This is a genomic window from Chitinophaga sedimenti, from assembly GCF_023156195.1.
Lineage (GTDB): Bacteria > Bacteroidota > Bacteroidia > Chitinophagales > Chitinophagaceae > Chitinophaga > Chitinophaga sedimenti.
The window spans coordinates 2,348,970-2,363,981 of record NZ_JAKUKA010000001.1; the positions used below are offsets into that span (position 1 = coordinate 2,348,970).

The 15,012-nt window shown below is 51.5% G+C and carries 16 protein-coding genes and 1 pseudogene; 1 reads left to right on the forward strand and 16 read right to left on the reverse strand.

Annotated elements, in window-relative coordinates:
* The 16 genes and pseudogenes from MKQ70_RS13440 to MKQ70_RS38400 all read right to left on the reverse strand — a co-directional run bounded on the left by MKQ70_RS13440 (position 1) and on the right by MKQ70_RS38400 (position 14,324).
* A complete protein-coding gene (locus MKQ70_RS13440) occupies positions 1-786 on the reverse strand; it encodes a TonB-dependent receptor plug domain-containing protein (RefSeq protein WP_248071890.1) in 786 nt (261 codons plus the stop codon).
* Positions 783-1,571, reverse strand: coding sequence for a carboxypeptidase-like regulatory domain-containing protein (locus MKQ70_RS13445; RefSeq protein ID WP_248071892.1), 789 nt, complete (start codon positions 1,569-1,571; stop codon positions 783-785). The genes MKQ70_RS13440 and MKQ70_RS13445 overlap by 4 nt, the downstream gene beginning before the upstream one ends.
* Positions 1,572-1,690: 119 nt before the next feature.
* Positions 1,691-2,053 (reverse strand): FecR family protein, encoded by a 363-nt coding sequence (locus MKQ70_RS13450; protein ID WP_248071899.1) that lies wholly within the window; start codon positions 2,051-2,053, stop codon positions 1,691-1,693.
* On the reverse strand, positions 2,028-2,414 hold the full coding sequence (locus MKQ70_RS13455) for a FecR family protein (RefSeq protein ID WP_248071901.1): 387 nt from the start codon (positions 2,412-2,414) through the stop codon (positions 2,028-2,030). The genes MKQ70_RS13450 and MKQ70_RS13455 overlap by 26 nt, the downstream gene beginning before the upstream one ends.
* A gap of 174 nt (positions 2,415-2,588) precedes the next feature.
* Entirely contained in the window at positions 2,589-3,248 is a 660-nt protein-coding gene (locus MKQ70_RS13460) for an RNA polymerase sigma-70 factor (RefSeq protein ID WP_248071903.1), read from the reverse strand.
* 114 nt (positions 3,249-3,362) lie between these two features.
* The gene (locus MKQ70_RS13465; protein WP_248071910.1) at positions 3,363-5,624 is read right to left on the reverse strand and encodes a GH92 family glycosyl hydrolase; all 2,262 of its coding nucleotides are present in this window, start codon (positions 5,622-5,624) and stop codon (positions 3,363-3,365) included.
* 116 nt (positions 5,625-5,740) lie between these two features.
* A complete protein-coding gene (locus tag MKQ70_RS13470; RefSeq protein ID WP_248071918.1) occupies positions 5,741-6,664 on the reverse strand; it encodes a c-type cytochrome in 924 nt (307 codons plus the stop codon).
* Positions 6,661-7,539, reverse strand: a complete 879-nt coding sequence (locus tag MKQ70_RS41210; protein WP_308199014.1) for a PQQ-dependent sugar dehydrogenase — start codon at positions 7,537-7,539, stop codon at positions 6,661-6,663. Before MKQ70_RS41210 ends, MKQ70_RS13470 begins: the two co-directional genes overlap by 4 nt.
* Positions 7,540-7,640: 101 nt before the next feature.
* Positions 7,641-8,117: pseudogene (locus MKQ70_RS13480) on the reverse strand (PQQ-dependent sugar dehydrogenase); the annotation flags it as partial.
* A gap of 100 nt (positions 8,118-8,217) precedes the next feature.
* Positions 8,218-8,409: a hypothetical protein gene (locus tag MKQ70_RS13485; protein ID WP_248071920.1), complete on the reverse strand. Its 192-nt coding sequence runs from the start codon at positions 8,407-8,409 to the stop codon at positions 8,218-8,220.
* A gap of 247 nt (positions 8,410-8,656) precedes the next feature.
* Positions 8,657-9,283, reverse strand: a complete 627-nt coding sequence (locus MKQ70_RS13490; RefSeq protein ID WP_248071922.1) for a hypothetical protein — start codon at positions 9,281-9,283, stop codon at positions 8,657-8,659.
* A gap of 268 nt (positions 9,284-9,551) precedes the next feature.
* Positions 9,552-10,691: a hypothetical protein gene (locus MKQ70_RS13495; protein WP_248071924.1), complete on the reverse strand. Its 1,140-nt coding sequence runs from the start codon at positions 10,689-10,691 to the stop codon at positions 9,552-9,554.
* A complete protein-coding gene (locus MKQ70_RS13500; protein ID WP_248071926.1) occupies positions 10,675-11,739 on the reverse strand; it encodes a hypothetical protein in 1,065 nt (354 codons plus the stop codon). The genes MKQ70_RS13495 and MKQ70_RS13500 overlap by 17 nt, the downstream gene beginning before the upstream one ends.
* Before the next feature lie 84 nt (positions 11,740-11,823).
* Positions 11,824-13,281 carry a S8 family peptidase gene (locus MKQ70_RS13505; protein ID WP_248071928.1) on the reverse strand — a complete coding sequence of 486 codons (1,458 nt, stop codon included), beginning with the start codon at positions 13,279-13,281 and terminating at the stop codon, positions 11,824-11,826.
* A 273-nt stretch (positions 13,282-13,554) separates the two neighbouring features.
* Entirely contained in the window at positions 13,555-14,010 is a 456-nt protein-coding gene (locus MKQ70_RS13510; RefSeq protein ID WP_248071935.1) for a hypothetical protein, read from the reverse strand.
* A gap of 191 nt (positions 14,011-14,201) precedes the next feature.
* Complete coding sequence (locus MKQ70_RS38400) at positions 14,202-14,324, reverse strand: hypothetical protein (RefSeq protein WP_282456462.1); 123 nt, start codon at positions 14,322-14,324, stop codon at positions 14,202-14,204.
* 291 nt (positions 14,325-14,615) lie between these two features.
* Between MKQ70_RS38400 and MKQ70_RS13515 the strand changes: the two genes are divergently transcribed.
* Positions 14,616-14,867, forward strand: a complete 252-nt coding sequence (locus tag MKQ70_RS13515; RefSeq protein WP_248071937.1) for a hypothetical protein — start codon at positions 14,616-14,618, stop codon at positions 14,865-14,867.
* Positions 14,868-15,012 lie beyond the last annotated feature (145 nt).

Genomic DNA, 15,012 nt, shown 5'->3' on the forward strand with positions numbered 1-15,012 from the left:
TCACCGGGTTTTCGGACTCTTCCGCACCCGGATAATCTCTTTACGGGAATACGTACCATCCGCATAACGCACGGGCAGGAAGGGCAAAAATTCGTATACCTGCCGCACGGCGTTGAGGCCGAATGTATTGATATCAACGTTATTCTGTTTAAAGGCCCCACTGTTCAATATCGCCTGCACATGCAGCCAGTTGTTCACGTCCCAGCCCACGTTCACGAAGCCATTGACCTGCCGTGAATAACTGTTCAGCAGGATTCCCTGCTGTTCATTATAAGACAGGTTCACCAGGGACGTAATCCCCTCTTTTGCGGCGGCAAACGACAAGGCATGCTCGTGCGATATCGCGGGACGGCTGGCCTCGTCCTGCCAATCCGTATGATACTTAGGCGATCCGTCTGCATTAAACAGTTCCTGCTTGCGCGGGAAGTTGTTCGCCGCATCGAGATGCGGCGCGGTACGGCCGGGCAGGTATGTATACTGGCGGCGGAACATATCAAGCGATTCTTCTGCGCTCATCAGGTCTATTTTCCTGGCGAGCGTACCCACACTGAGCGTATTGCGGAACGTGAGTCCCGGGCTGTTTTTCTTTCCTTTTTTAGTGGTGACAACGATCACCCCGTTCGCGCCGCGTGCGCCGTAAATGGCGGACGCCGCGGCATCTTTCAGCACATCGACCGAGGCCACGATGTTCGGGTCAATGATCATCGGATCGGCGCCCACAATGCCGTCGATCACGTACAACGGGGCGTTGTAGGCGTTGATAGACCCGGTACCGCGAATCTTCACGATCGGGTTGCCCCGGGTTTACCGGAGTTCATCATCACACTTACACCCGCTACGCGGCCGGCAAGTCCCTGCATCACATTCATATTCGACGGCCTGTTTTTCAGGTCTTCTCCTTTTACGTTACCGATAGCGGTGGTCAGGTTTTCCTTGCTGGAAGTGCCATAACCGATGACCACCACTTCACGGAGGGCAGCCTGTTTGGGCTGCATCCGCACATATAACAAACCAGTAGTGCCTACCGGCGTTTCCTGTTCATAATAACCGATCAGCGAAAACCGCAACGTATCGCCGGCACCGCCTTCGAGGCTGAACCGGCCTGCTTCATCCGTTACCACGGCAAGCTGCGCCGCTTTCATTCCCACCGTTACGCCGGGTAATGGCTTATTCTGCAAATCCGTCACACGGCCGGCCAGCAATTGTTTGCCGGTACCCATATCTTCTTTCCGGGTGATGAGAATATTGCGGCCCCGCAATTCATATTGCAGGCTGGCGGGCAATAACGCTAACACCGCTTCTACTGATAGTTTCTTTTTTATCGTGATGCGACCGCCGCTGCTCACTTCATTCGGATTATACACAAACCGGAAGGGCGTGGCGGCTTCCACCTGTTCAAACACTTTATCGAAAGTTTCATTCGCTACCCGGATGTCGACCATGGACGCACGGAGTACAGCGGTGGATGGTTGCTGGGCGCTGGCCGGCAGGTACAGGCAACAGCAAGCCAGTACCAGGCAGATCATCCACCCGGCCCTCACCTGCAGCCACTCTGCGAGTTGTCCATTCATATCCTGCAATTTCACGCCATCCGGCCGTATCATTTACTTTTTGCGGGCCTTCCATACCAGGTATTCATTTTTGCCCGGTCCCCGTTGATATTTAAAACCATATATATCGCACAGCATGTCTATCGCACCTGCCAGCGTTGTTTTTCATCGAAACTGGCGGTGAGCAGCGCATTCGCTACCTCATTGTCCTGGAAGCGTATTTGTGCATCATACCGGCGCTCCAGCTTTTTAGCGATATCGCGGAACAGCATGCGCTTAAATACCAGTTGTCCCTGCCGCCAGGCCATTACATCGCCGGCTTCGGTCATTAATGTCGTGACCATGTTTTCTGCCGGCACAAATATGGCCTGCTGTCCGGCCACGAGCGCCTGTTGTGTCAGCTGGCTGTTGCCTACTGCCACCTTTCCGCCTGCAACCGTCACCGTTACCTTTTCCGCGGGCGTGTAGGCATCGATGTTAAAACTGGTGCCCAGTACCTTCACGTCGAGCGCACCCGCATGTACTACGAATGCCCCCGGCGCCGGCGGTAGTTACATCAAAAGCACCTTCGCCCTGCAACCACACCTCGCGGCCATCCGCGGCGTAAGTTAACTTACTATTGAAGTTGAGCCATACGGTGGAACTATCCGGCAACATCACTTTCTTTATACTGCCTTTGCCGGCTGCCACGCTGGCCAGTGTTTCACTTTGCTGCATCACCGGCGCCTGCTGCCTTGTAGCCAGCAAGGCGGCGCCTGCGAGCAATACCACGGCGGCTGCCGCGGCCCACCAGTAACGTGCGGGCCGTTTGCTTACCCTTAAAGACGGTTGTGCCTCAATATCCCGGCTGATGCGCAGGAACATTAACTGTTCCAGTACTGCACGCTCCTCCGCGCTTAACCCGCTGGTAAGCGCGGGCTGGCCCTCGAACGATGCGTACCATTCGTCTACCTCGCGCGTTTCCGCCTCGGAGGCTGTGCCCTCGAGTATTTGCTCAATAATTCTTTTAACCGGGTATTATTCATTGTTTGATTCGCTCTAACATATTGACACCTGAAAAGGATTACACCGCCACTGCCGTTTAAAAAAGTCGCGGTGATGAAACCACCTGCTGATCGAGATCAGTCCCCACAAAATCATCAAATGATACTCCTTCAGGTGTGACCGGAGGATCTTTAACGCTTTCACCATATGCTTTTCCACCGTGTTTACAGAAATCCCCATGCGTTCGGCAATGTGCTGGTACGACAGGTGTTCTTTCCGGCTGAGAAAAAATACCTCGCGGCATTTTTCGGGCATGCTGGCGCACGACGCTTCAATTTGCCGTTGCAGTTCTTTCAGTTGCAGGGTACTGGCCGCATCGGGTTGAAAAGCGTTGGCCTCCCGGGAAAGATGTTGCTGGTAAGTATCGCGTACAAGCTGCGAGCGGATGGTATTCAGCACCCGGTTCTTCAGCGCGGTGTGCAGGTAAGCACGCAGACTGGTCGTAAGGGTAATTGTTTCGCGCTTCATATACAGGTGTACCAGCAGCCCCTGCACCAGCTCCATCGCCGCCTCCTGCGCTTTCACGCGTTTATAGGCGGCATCCAGCAACTCCTGCCAGTACCGCTTGTAAATTTCTTCAAACGCTGCCTTATGCCCCTGTTTTACCAGCAGGAACAACTCTTCGTCTACATACGTGGATAATGCTTTTTGCATCGCGAAAACCTCAAAACTTCCGCTAAAATTAATCGTTTGTGCAAAATTTCCTAAAAACTGGTGCAATTTTATCGTCGGGTTGTTTACGTGCGTGTGTCGGGCGGCAACCGGTAATTATGGACGGCTGAGCGAAAACGGCTGGTCCGCAACTGCCAGTCCGCGACCGGTAGCTGGTTTATTGCCCATTTCCAGCACCAGCTTTCCACCTGCCGTGATATCGCTGTGTTTGATAAAATGATGCGTATACGTTTTACCGTTAAGCGTGGCCGCCTGGATGTATACATTTTCCGGGCTGTTGTTACGTGCCTCTACCACGAAGCTGTTACCATTTTCTAACTGCAGCGTGGCTTTCTGAAACAACGGGCTGCCGATCACGTATTCGTCGGTACCGGGACATACACTATAAAAGCCCAACGCGCTGATCACGTACCAGGAAGACATCTGCCCCTGGTCTTCATCGCCCGGAAATCCATGTTCACCGGCGTTGTACAACTTGGCCATCACCTCCCGCACCCGCTGCTGCGTTTTCCAGGGCTGCCCTGCATAGTTGTACAGGTATGCCGCATGTTGTACCGGCTGGTTGCCGTGTGCATACTGGCCCATCCCGGCCTTCACCATTTCTGTCATCTCATGGATCATCTGCTTATAATACCCCACGTTCACCGTAGGCGGCGTGGTGAAAAGCGAATCCAGTTTCTCCGTAAAACGCTGCTCCCCGCCCATGAGGCGAATCAATCCTTTTACATCATGAAACACTGACCATTGCCAGTGCCGGGCATTACCTTCTGTATAAGGCCCGCCCCATTCAAACGGGTCGAAAGGTTCCAGCCATTTACCATCAATGCCGCGGCCGCGCATAAAGCCGGTAACACTATCGTATTGATTGAGGTAGTTCCGCATGCTGCGGGCAAATGTTTGTTCGTAAAAAGTATGCCCGGTGAGCTTCGCCAGCTGGTAACCGCAAAAATCATCGTACGCATATTCCAGCGTTTGCGAGGTACTGCCGTGCGATTCGGGGAAACTTACGTAGCCGAGCTGGTAGTATTCTTTCCATCCTGCCCTGCCGTTAGCACCACCCCAGGGGCCTTTGTTCATCGCCTCGTGAAAGTAAGCTGCCAGCGCCTTTCCGGGATCGAAACTTCGGATGCCTTTTACCCAGGCATCGGTAAGCAGCGATATAGCATGATTACCGAGCATGCCCCCGGTTTCTCCGGGGAACGACCAGGCAGGCAACCAACCGCATTGCTGCTGCGCATCCGGGAGGGCCTGCATGTAGCGGCCCGTCATCGTGGGATGTAAGATAGTATTCAGCGGAAACTGCGCCCGGAAAGTATCCCAGAAGCCATTATCCGTGTACATGTAACCGCTATGTACCTTGCCGTCGTACGGACTGAAGTAGTACGGCTTCCCCTCTGTATTATATTCGAAAAACTGGTGGGAGAAAAGATTGGCGCGGAACAGGCAGGAATAAAACGTTTCGAGGTCCTGCTGCGAACCACCTTCCACGCGCACGCGGTTGAATAAGGTATTCCACACTTTATTGGCTGCCGCGCGCGTTTGCGCAAAACTTTTGTAGCCGCCCAGCTCCCGTTGCAGCGTATGTTCGGCCTGTTCCGCACTGATGTAGGAAGAAGCCACCCGCGCCTCTACCTTCGCACCGGGACGGAACGACACAAAAGCGCCCGCGCCAGGTGCCTGCATGGTATCGTTGCCATTGAGGCGGCGGTTGTGCACATTTTCCCAGGTACCGAGCGACTCAAAAGGCTGATCGAACACGATCACAAAATAATTCCTGAAGTTGGCGGGAATAAAACGGCCATTGGTTACATAACCGGTGATCTTCCGCTCCGCGGGATAAATCTGCACACCGCTTAGCGCATTATAACCATCGAGCACAATATGCGCGGGCAGTCTTGCAGGAAACGTAAACCGCAGGTGCGCGCCTCTTTCGGTGGGCGTCATTTCAGTAGTCATGTGGTTATCGAACGTGACCTTGTAATAATCCGGCCGGGCAATTTCACGGCTATGACTAAAGCTGGCCGCGCGTTCGTCTTCCTGCGTTTTTAACTCGCCTGCCACCGGCATGAGACTGAACACGGCGTAATCGCCCACCCAGGGGCTGCACTGGTGCACCTGCTGAAATCCGCGGATCGTGGTCGCCTTATACTGGTATTTCCATCCGTCGCCGTTTTTACCGGTTTGCGGTGACCAGGCATGCATACCAAAAGGCAGTGAAGTAGTGGGATAAGTATTCCCATAACTGAGGGCGTATTCGGAGTTGGTACCCTGTAAAGTGTTGGCATAGGCTACGAGGTCCTTTTGCTGTGCAGATGCGGGTAATGTGGCCACCAGCAGGGCGATGATCAGTTCCTTCATGACGTGTACGACTGCACCTTTATGGCACGGCCCGAATGATGACACGCAAATGAAGCGTTACCGCCATCAACCCGAAAAAAAAATTGCCGGCGTAACTGGTGCGCCGGCAATTTTAATTACTTATTATTTACAGTGATAGAGGCCACCCGCCCTCGTGCTGATGCAAACACCACGTACACATCCTGCGGACCACTGACCGGTTGCAGGTTCACCGTTACCGTTTCTTCGCCAGCGGCGGTTTTCGCCTGCCCTATCACCTGTCCGTCCGGGGCGCCTAACCTTAACTCAACTGCATCTGGACCAGCCCCGCCACTACCGCTCACGGTAATACTTTTAATGTCGGTCAGGTCCGTTTGTTTAAACATCGCCCATGCTTTCGCCGCTTTAATGGCCGCCGCAGATTTGTTACGATTAAACTCGAGCCCGTTAGTGCTGTCGGCTTCCGCGATCGGGCGATTGGGATGACGCAATACCAGGATGCTTTCCGCCCATTGTGCAGGCACCGCGTTCGCGCCTTTATCCTTGTACGCGGCACGGAAAATATAGGAACCTTTGTTCGTTTGTCCGGGCTTTTCCGTAGTGGTATAAGTACCTGTTACCGGCAGGTTCTTTTGCGCAGGCTTTTTCTCATTCACACTCAGGATGTATTTCACAAGTGCATCCACCTGCGTGGTGCTCATCGTTGTATGTGCGGGCATCATCGCATCGCCCCAAACGCCTGATCCGCCGTTGATCACCTTTTTAGTGAGGCGTGCACCTGCCGATTTATCGTTCTTATACTTCTCTGCAATCTTCATGAAAGAGGGTCCGAGCGATACCGCATTCATGGCGTGACAGGCATTACAGTCGGTCTTCTTCAGCAATGCCTTAGCAGCAGCATGTTCGGCCGAGGCATCGAACCGCTGCTGGTTTTGCGCGATCACGGTCATATCATATCCTTCAGAAAGATAATTGATAGATACCGATACCATGGCGGGCAGGATGCGCTTGTTGGCAAGGCTTCCATCTTCTTTATCCGATACACTTACCGCATACTTCACCGTATTGCCGGGAAAAAGAAGCTCGTATTGCCCTGTGTAAAATTCATCTTCACTTCGGGCACGGCGTTACCCGCTGCTATTTCTACCGACTTGCTGTTTTTAGCACCTGCTGCGTCGGTCACGGTCAGGCTGGCTTTATATACGCCGGGCGTGGTGAGCGACAGCTCCGGATTGGCCTCCTTAAACGTTTTTACCAGCGCTCCATTGCGCGTAATTTTCCAATCGTAGCGCAAACTATCACCATCAGCATCCGTAGTGCCGGCGGCAGACAGCTTTGTTTTCAGGGGCAATGGTCCGGCCGTTTTATCGGCCGCCACCTGCACTACCGGTTTGCGGTTGCCGCCATTGTATTCTATTTTGATGAGTTCTGCTTCAGGATTGTCTTTGAAGTAACCGTTACCATATTCGAGGATGTACAATGCACCGTCAGGGCCAAACTTCATATCGATAGGGCCGCGCAGCACCATGTCGGGCAGGAAGCGCTCCATCGATACCAGTTTGCCGTTATCATCGAGCGTAACAGAAAGCATCCAACCCCTTACCCAATCCGTAATGAGCCACTTGCCTTCGTAGTAAGCGGGGAACAGACTTTTCGCATCCTTCTTAAAATCGCTGCGGTGAAAAATAGGGCCACCTACCGCACTACGGCCACCACTGCCCATTTCCGGGAACTCTTCGCTGGCCGCGTAAGGGTACCAGATAAGCGGGTGCTCCGTAGGCGGCAGTTCAATAAGTCCTGTATTATTAGGCGAGTGGTTCACGGGTTTTACCGAATCCCACCAGGCGCCCGATTCTTTTGTGGCGAAGTTATAATAGCGGTAAGCATCCCTGCCGTTGAAATAGGGCCAGCCATAGTTGCCAGCGCGTTTGGCCATGTTAAACTCATCGTACGAGCGTGGCCCGCGTAAGTCCGAGGAGTTAGAGCCATCGGGCCCCACCTCGCCCCAGAACAGCCAGCCGGTTTTACTGTCGATCGTTAATCGCCGGGATTACGGTTACCCATGGTATAAATCTCGGGACGTGTTTTCGCAGTGCCTTCCGGGAACAGGTTACCCGCGGGAATGGTATAACTGCCATTGGCTTCGGGGTGGATGCGGAGGATCTTACCCCGAAGATCGTTCGTGTTACTGGACGACTTCTGCGCATCGCGCGGACTTTCACCAGGCCGTTCATCGATCGGCGTAAAGCCGTCGGAGGAACGGGAGAAAGTATTGTCGCCTGTACTGAGATATAAATTAGCGGCCTTATCGAATACCATACCACCGCCTACATGGCAGCACTCTTCGCGCTGCACGGGCACTTCCAGTATGATTTTTTCTGTAGCCATGTTCAATTTGCCGCCCAGCCAGGTGAAGCGGGACAGGCGGTTTACCGACACGGCTTTCGGCGAATAATACACATACATCCAGTGATTGGTGGCATAATTTGGATCCAGGATCACGCCCTGCATGCCGTCTTCTCCTTCGGAGCGCTCGCCCTTTTACTGACATATTCGCGGCTCACGTTAAATTCCGCGATCACCTGCATTTTCCCCGTGGCGGGATGGTACAGTTTCAATTTTCCTTTTCTTTCGGCGTACAACACGCGGCCGTCGTCCAGCACTGGAACTGCATGGGCTCTTCGAGTTTTTGTTGCAGCACTACTTTTGTAAAGCGGTTCTCATCCGGTTTAACCGCATCCCGGGCACGCACGACGTGGACTGCTGCGAGGAGCATGAACGTGGCCAGATACTTCGATGTTCTCATGTAAAGACGTTTATATATTTCCCTGCTTTCATCCGGTACAGGTAACAAAATAGTGATTCATCCGCGAATATCAGCGGATTGTTACCAATGGTAGACACGCAAGCGGGGCGGCACCGCCATTCAGCGGCACGGAATTCCTGCGTTATGAAGTAAAAGGGAGCCACCGGGACATACGGGTGGCTCCCCACTATCGATCTTTACCAATATGTCAAATAACCAGCTGCCCCTTTTTACCGGGCAATGCGTATCATAATCTCAGCCGTACCGTGGTGGCTGCGACCACCACATCCCCATCAGCAGCCACATCAACCGCCGGAGGATACACTACACTTTCCCCCGCGATGACCATCTCCTTCACCGCTTCATTCCCCGGCAGGTCTTTAGCAGATACCACGATCCGGCAGCCATCCAGGTGCTGCTTACCGGGCACATACCGCCAGGCATCACGGTCCTCCGGCGCGGCTTTGCCACTTTCAACAAGCTGCCCGTTGCGGTTATAAACCCGCACGGTAACACTGGCCACTTTAAAGTTGTCCGTAGCCGTTACCACGATGCCGCTGTCTCCTATCTCCACCCCGTGAATGACAGGCGCCTGCAGGAAATCGGCGATCGCCAGGTTATGTACATTCAGGCCGCCGTACAAACCCTGCTTGTATACCGCGTGCAGTTGTGCGCTTTTACGCACCTTCGCCGACCAGTGCGCCCCTTCCCGGAAACACGCTTTGGTGCGCTCCTGACCGTGCGTACCCCTCCCGGGCCGCTTACGTGGTGCCTTGGCGATAATCTGCTTACCATAACGATAGTACACGACCACCTGCTTGCCGAACTGCCCGCGGGCGCCACTGGAGATGGCGTTAAAACCTTGCTGGATCATATGAAAAGTTTATACAAAGATGTGGTCCAAAACTGCGTTTAGCCATATCATTTTGTCGCAAAAAAGAGTCAATTTGTTGCAAAAATGGGGATCAAAAATGCGGTTTGCCATATCACTTTTGGTTAAAAAAGCGTCACTTTGTGTCAAAGTGTTAAGTGATATAGAGCAGCCGGATGGTTCCGTGATGGTTGGCTGAGGGTTCAGTGAAGGTTCAGTAATATTGTAATAGTGTGACCGGTTTTAAGTGCCCTATTGGTAAAGCCATAAGTTACCGGTCCGATTTATATAAATGCATAACAATAGGATACAGCTTTCCGTGCATTTCCTGGGGGCAATTTAGCGTCAACGAACTGCCGTCCGCGGGATGGCGGACCGTGACTGCATTTGCTTCCACAAGGAGCGCCGACGCCGGCACACGCGCTTTCACCAGTTTCACCAGTTGCTGATAGGCAGCTGTGCGATCAGACGGATCACTAAAGTCGCGGTAATATAGATAAACAAAAGTCAGCTTGTCGTTTTTGAAGGTGATTAGTCCTACAGGCGAAGTAATATCCTTCTCCTGCTTTTTGCTGAGCGAATAACTGATCTCGGTACCATTGTAGGCAACACTTCTATATTTCTTCTTAAAAAACCATGCGGTCAGTTCGGGATTTTGCTTTGCGAAGCTGGCCTCGGACATGCCCATCCGGAAATGGTACGCATTAGCAACGCTGTCTATAAACGCGCTTATCCGGTTGGCCGCCGCCATCTTCTCCTGTTCATTTCTTTTGATATGCTGCGCTGCCGCCATACTATAAATAGAAGCAGGATATTTTTGAATGAACGCCGCCGGGGTCAGCCTCATGTCGCTTCGCTGTGCGGCAATTTCCGCTGCGGAAATCAATCCTTTTGCTTTTTGCATATCCGGGCATATCTCGTACAACTTATTGGAAAAATGGCCTAGCTGGCCATCCTTGCAGAATAAATCAACACTCTCCCGAACTACTACACTCTTCTCTCTCCCATTTTCTATTAACCGGGTATTAACCTTAAAACCTTTGACGAAGTGCAGCCTGACCAATATTACCCCTTCGCTGAATTCTTCCCATGTAATGCCTCTTACTTTAGAAAGATCGATTCCCTCGGTGAGTGTAAGTACATCCCTTCCCTCAAAGCTCTTATAATATGCCTCCGTAGCCAGCTGGTTATAAAAAGTTATCCGGAAACTGCTTTCAGTAAAGCCAAACTCATATTGCGTACCCCGCTCCGTGTAAGACAGCTTATCTGCGCCCATCTGGAAACTGCTGATGGCTTTGGAATAGGCATCCAGCGATTCGTAGCTTAAATTTTGCGACTGTAGCGGGCAAACAATTGCCAACAGTATAATTAGAAGAGAAAGATGTTTCATTTGATTATCTGTGAATGTCATCAGATTCCAGTTTACCCTCGTTGGTGATATAATAAATCGTCGTATTTTCGCGATCGTTCAGTATTTCAACGAACGCCCTGTAGGTAGATTTATCTCTCAGCTTTTTCTTATCTAAATAAGTACCACCTACCGTCCAGCCAATCTCGACATATTTTCTTCCGCCGCGTGTCTGCAAAGGCACCTGGTAAAACTGCTTCGTTTTATAATTATAAAACCGACAATTTTTAAACTGGTAGGAGGCTGGCGGATAACTTCCGGGGATAAAAACCGCCCCGTCCAGTAAAATAAAATAGTCGTCTGAAAAGTGCAGGATCGTAGAAATATTGTCGTCATTCAGCAATCTTTTCCCGTTAGCATCCACCAGGTCGGAAATCACGTGATCGTCAGCTGTTTTATTCAACACAACGATGCCGACGCCGGGCGGAAATTTATTGGGATTTCCCTGCGGAAAATAAGACGCGCTCTTCACGCCTACACATACCCTGAACTCATCATTATCCAGTATCCGCTGATTGTTCAGGACGAAGTAATTAATATCGCTGTACAATTTATAAATACGGTTATTCCGCTCGGGGAAGTCAACCGGAAAGGTCATCGAGCCCACACTCTGATTATCGGAATCTCCTTCATCATAGAAATAACCCGGCAGCCTGTTTCCGGCAGTACTACCGGCAGCGGCGGCAGTGGTATTTCCTTTGCTGGCAGACATCGTTACCGCCACTTCTGTAACGCCCTTGTCGGCGTCCCGCTTCCTTTTCAGTTCGGCTTCCAATGCCCGCTGTTTGGCGAGATTTTCAGCGGCAATGGCAGCGTTCTTTACATCCTCCCGCCGCTTGTTCTCCGCTTTCCTGGCAATGTCTTCTTTCTCATCTTCCAGATCGCAGGCAGGGCACTGGGTATGGCCCTCCCGGTTGATGTTTTTACCGCGAGGGCTATTCTTCGCATACCTGCAAAATGAACCGGGAGTGGTAACATGTGATTGTGCGGAAACACCACTAATCATGAAAACTAGCAGCAAAACGGTGAGCAAGAACCCAATTCTATTCATAGGTGATGGTTGAGGGAACCGAAATATAGCGATTTATTTTTAAAAGCAAGCGGGCTGACGATTACCGCCAGCCCGCTCATTTTTTTACAAAGCTTGAATAGCCGTTCCCACATTTGGCAATGGCCCGATGTGCCCGCCGGTGCCCTGGGCTGTTCCCGTATTGATCAATAGCGTTCTCATGGCAGCCGGTGTAAGTACGGTGCCATATTGCGCCTTATGCCAGCTTTGTATGGCCACTACTGCAGAAGCCACAATCGGCGTAGCGGAGGAAGTACCGGAAAAGTCGCTCGTATAACCGGCATTGACGCCGCCGTTATAAAGGCTCGTATAGCCCGTGCTGGCTACCGTCCAGTCGCCCCAGCCCTGCACATGTACCTTACTGCCGTAGGTAGAGAAACTGGCCTTATTACGGCCCACCCTTGTACCGGCGCCCACGATGATGGCGCCATTATCGCCGCGGTTGCGATACGCCGTATAAAATGACGCATCGAGGTCCTGGTTACCATTACCGGCGGCAGCTACAATGATAATGCCTGCCTGCGTAGCCGTTTTCGTGATATCCCACACGGCCTGGTTATAATCGGCAGGTACGTAGTTGCCACCCTGTCCGCCGGTTTGCATTTCATACAAAAACACATCACCAGCCCGCAGGCGCAGCAGTCCCGTGGCGATGCCGCTTGCACGGCCATTTACGCGTTCCGAAATAACATAGGTGGAATCGGCGCCATGCACCATGCCCGTCATCCCAAAAGTGTTAGGTTTGGCAACGAGAATACCTACCACGGCCGTACCATGGTCTTTGTACTGATCGTCCGGCGGCGGCAGTATCTCCAATGTTCTCGCACCCGCAAAATCTTCATGGTTCTTATTGTAACCCCATTCAATATCTGCAATGCGAACACCGGCGCCTGTAACCCCCAGCGACCAGGCATATTCAATGTTTACCCCGCGCGCATTCGTTACGCCAGGTACAACATCGTACCGATAAGTCTGGTAACTGGTGAAATCCGGCGTGGCTGGCGGCGGCGGCGGCATCAGCGGCTCCAGTGCCGCGTATTCCACGATGTCCAGCGCTTCATAAGCACGCGCCAGGTTCAGTACCTCGCTGCCAGGCAAATCGGGCGCTTCTTTTACATATGCCATGCCGCGAAAACGCTGGCGGTCGAATTCGTTTTTAGCAACCGGTGCTACCCTGCCTTGCTGCATGGCCTGCCGTTCATTGGACGAAAAAGGGAACACCTGCTGATAAGTGAAGTCATGTATCCCCTTTCCGGCTACACGCAAATTACCGGCCACAGACGAACTACGGGCATTGGCAAACAACGGTTGGCCGGACTTAATATCCAGGACTTCTTCCGGTTTGAACTTCACGACCAGCCGGTAACGGTCTACACCGGGCAACAAATGATTCTGGCCTTTAAGGCCCTGCGCCTGGGTTAAAGCTGTTTCCTGGTCAGGGATTTCCTTTTCTTCCTTACCAGATTTAGAGCAGGCAAAAAGTGTCATAGATAGTGCTACGACCAGATAAATCTTTGTACGCATGATTGTTGATTTTGGTAATATAGATTGTTTCAGAAATGGTTAACGATCTGTGGTAATACAAACAATTCCTCCGGTTAACACAACATTAAAAAAGATTCGGTTCTTCACGTTGGAATGATAGCATGAAGTTATAACATGGCGGCGTTTTTTACCTACCCTGCGATTGTCCTTTCATTTACGGAAATTATCATGCACCGCGGTATTTGCGCGGAGATGAAAAAGCTGTGTTCACTTGACGTGAACTGTTGGGAGATAACAAAAACGCGTCTATCTTCAGGAGTTGCTAAACTGCGTATCCGCATTCGACACATTGAACACGGCCATCGAAATCACAGTGGCGAGCTGCTGGCGAAGACGCTCGGTTTCATAAAGGCTCCTGCGGCGGCCGCCCGGTCCGTCTGTTGACAAAAAGCAGGCGATCTGCGTACATACATCTCTTTCGCTGGTATACCCCTCCAGCGCATCAACGGCACTATCCACAACGCGTTTTGGCGACATGAAATCGTATTGCCCGCAATCGCGCCGGTTAAACCGGCCAATAAAAATGCGGGCGTAGCTTTCATTAAACCAAACAAAGGTGGGATACTCCCGCGTAGCCTCCTCCTGCGAAGGGCCGCAATATTTAACAAGCACGCCGATCTCCAGCAAAACCTGGTTAACGTAGTAGTATTCGTTCTGGCCTTTTTCTCCCAAAACCGTAATACAAGAAGTGTGTGTCCTGGTTCTCATATATTCAAAACTGACAAATGACTAATTAGCTGCCGCCACGGACAAACCGTAATAGTGTTGCAAAAACACTTCCGCATCCTTTAATGCGTCGGCTAAATCGGCCCTGGCGGGAACCGGACCATAATGCTCTATTATCTCAAACTGGAAAACGCCCCCGTCGAACCGGAAGTAAGCAAACCATGCGGGCGCTGTTACTTTTTGATAAATCCGGATGGGAGATCATTATCCTGTTGCTGCGGACGAATGGGTGCATCGTAACAAACCATAAATGCGGGAACCTTCCCCTTAAACGTGGTAAAAATTGGTTGGTGCATAAAAACCTGTTTTGGTGTAATAACGTGAAAAACATAACCGGGTAAAACAATAAATGAAAACGTATCGGCTGGTTAGGCAAATTTAGAGACCGCGAAGTTAATGAAAGCCCTTTCATCAAAAAAAAAAATAATTGTATAAAAGCCGGGAAACTATTAAGCGTATTTTAAACGCCATCCTACTTTATTATTAAATGACCCTATATTAGCTGCATGATGCATCAGATTCAATATGTCGCCAATTTCGGGGAGCTTGTTACCACACCATTTGCAGGTGTAGTAAACGCCATGTGCTTGAAGCGTGCGCTAACGGGTGATTTTTCGGAGATCGTAAACAAAGTAGCGCTCGACGGCAACATTACGACCATTGAACCGGCGGAACTTCACGCACTTCAGTTGACTGAACAGGGCCAGCTTGCGCGTGATATGCTGTTACAGGACTTCAAGTTATTGGAAGACCACGGCGCATCACCCGTTCTCAATGTGATCAAACACTATGAACAGGATGATTCTTTTTCCCGACTGATGTATACTCCTTTCATGTAGACCGCTCCCCGGTCCCTACCGACACATTTTTGTGCACTTACTTCGGGGATGCGAGCGATATACTGCCGAATGCGCAGGGCACGCAGAAAATACTGATCCCGGAAATACGGGAAGCGCTTAGAAAGCTGTATGATGGGCCACCAGC

Excerpts from the sequence above, each read along its gene's own strand:
- MKQ70_RS13445 (WP_248071892.1), bottom strand. The coding sequence starts at position 1,571 with ATGAATGGACAACTCGCAGAGTGGCTGCAGGTGAGGGCCGGGTGGATG.
- MKQ70_RS13455 (WP_248071901.1), bottom strand. The coding sequence starts at position 2,414 with ATGTTCCTGCGCATCAGCCGGGATATTGAGGCACAACCGTCTTTAAGG.
- MKQ70_RS13460 (WP_248071903.1), bottom strand. The coding sequence starts at position 3,248 with ATGCAAAAAGCATTATCCACGTATGTAGACGAAGAGTTGTTCCTGCTG.
- MKQ70_RS13465 (WP_248071910.1), bottom strand. The coding sequence starts at position 5,624 with ATGAAGGAACTGATCATCGCCCTGCTGGTGGCCACATTACCCGCATCT.
- MKQ70_RS41210 (WP_308199014.1), bottom strand. The coding sequence starts at position 7,539 with ATGGCCAAACGCGCTGGCAACTATGGCTGGCCCTATTTCAACGGCAGG.
- MKQ70_RS13485 (WP_248071920.1), bottom strand. The coding sequence starts at position 8,409 with ATGAGAACATCGAAGTATCTGGCCACGTTCATGCTCCTCGCAGCAGTC.
- MKQ70_RS13490 (WP_248071922.1), bottom strand. The coding sequence starts at position 9,283 with ATGATCCAGCAAGGTTTTAACGCCATCTCCAGTGGCGCCCGCGGGCAG.
- MKQ70_RS13495 (WP_248071924.1), bottom strand. The coding sequence starts at position 10,691 with ATGACATTCACAGATAATCAAATGAAACATCTTTCTCTTCTAATTATA.
- MKQ70_RS13500 (WP_248071926.1), bottom strand. The coding sequence starts at position 11,739 with ATGAATAGAATTGGGTTCTTGCTCACCGTTTTGCTGCTAGTTTTCATG.
- MKQ70_RS13505 (WP_248071928.1), bottom strand. The coding sequence starts at position 13,281 with ATGCGTACAAAGATTTATCTGGTCGTAGCACTATCTATGACACTTTTT.
- MKQ70_RS13510 (WP_248071935.1), bottom strand. The coding sequence starts at position 14,010 with ATGAGAACCAGGACACACACTTCTTGTATTACGGTTTTGGGAGAAAAA.
- MKQ70_RS38400 (WP_282456462.1), bottom strand. The coding sequence starts at position 14,324 with ATGCACCAACCAATTTTTACCACGTTTAAGGGGAAGGTTCCCGCATTT.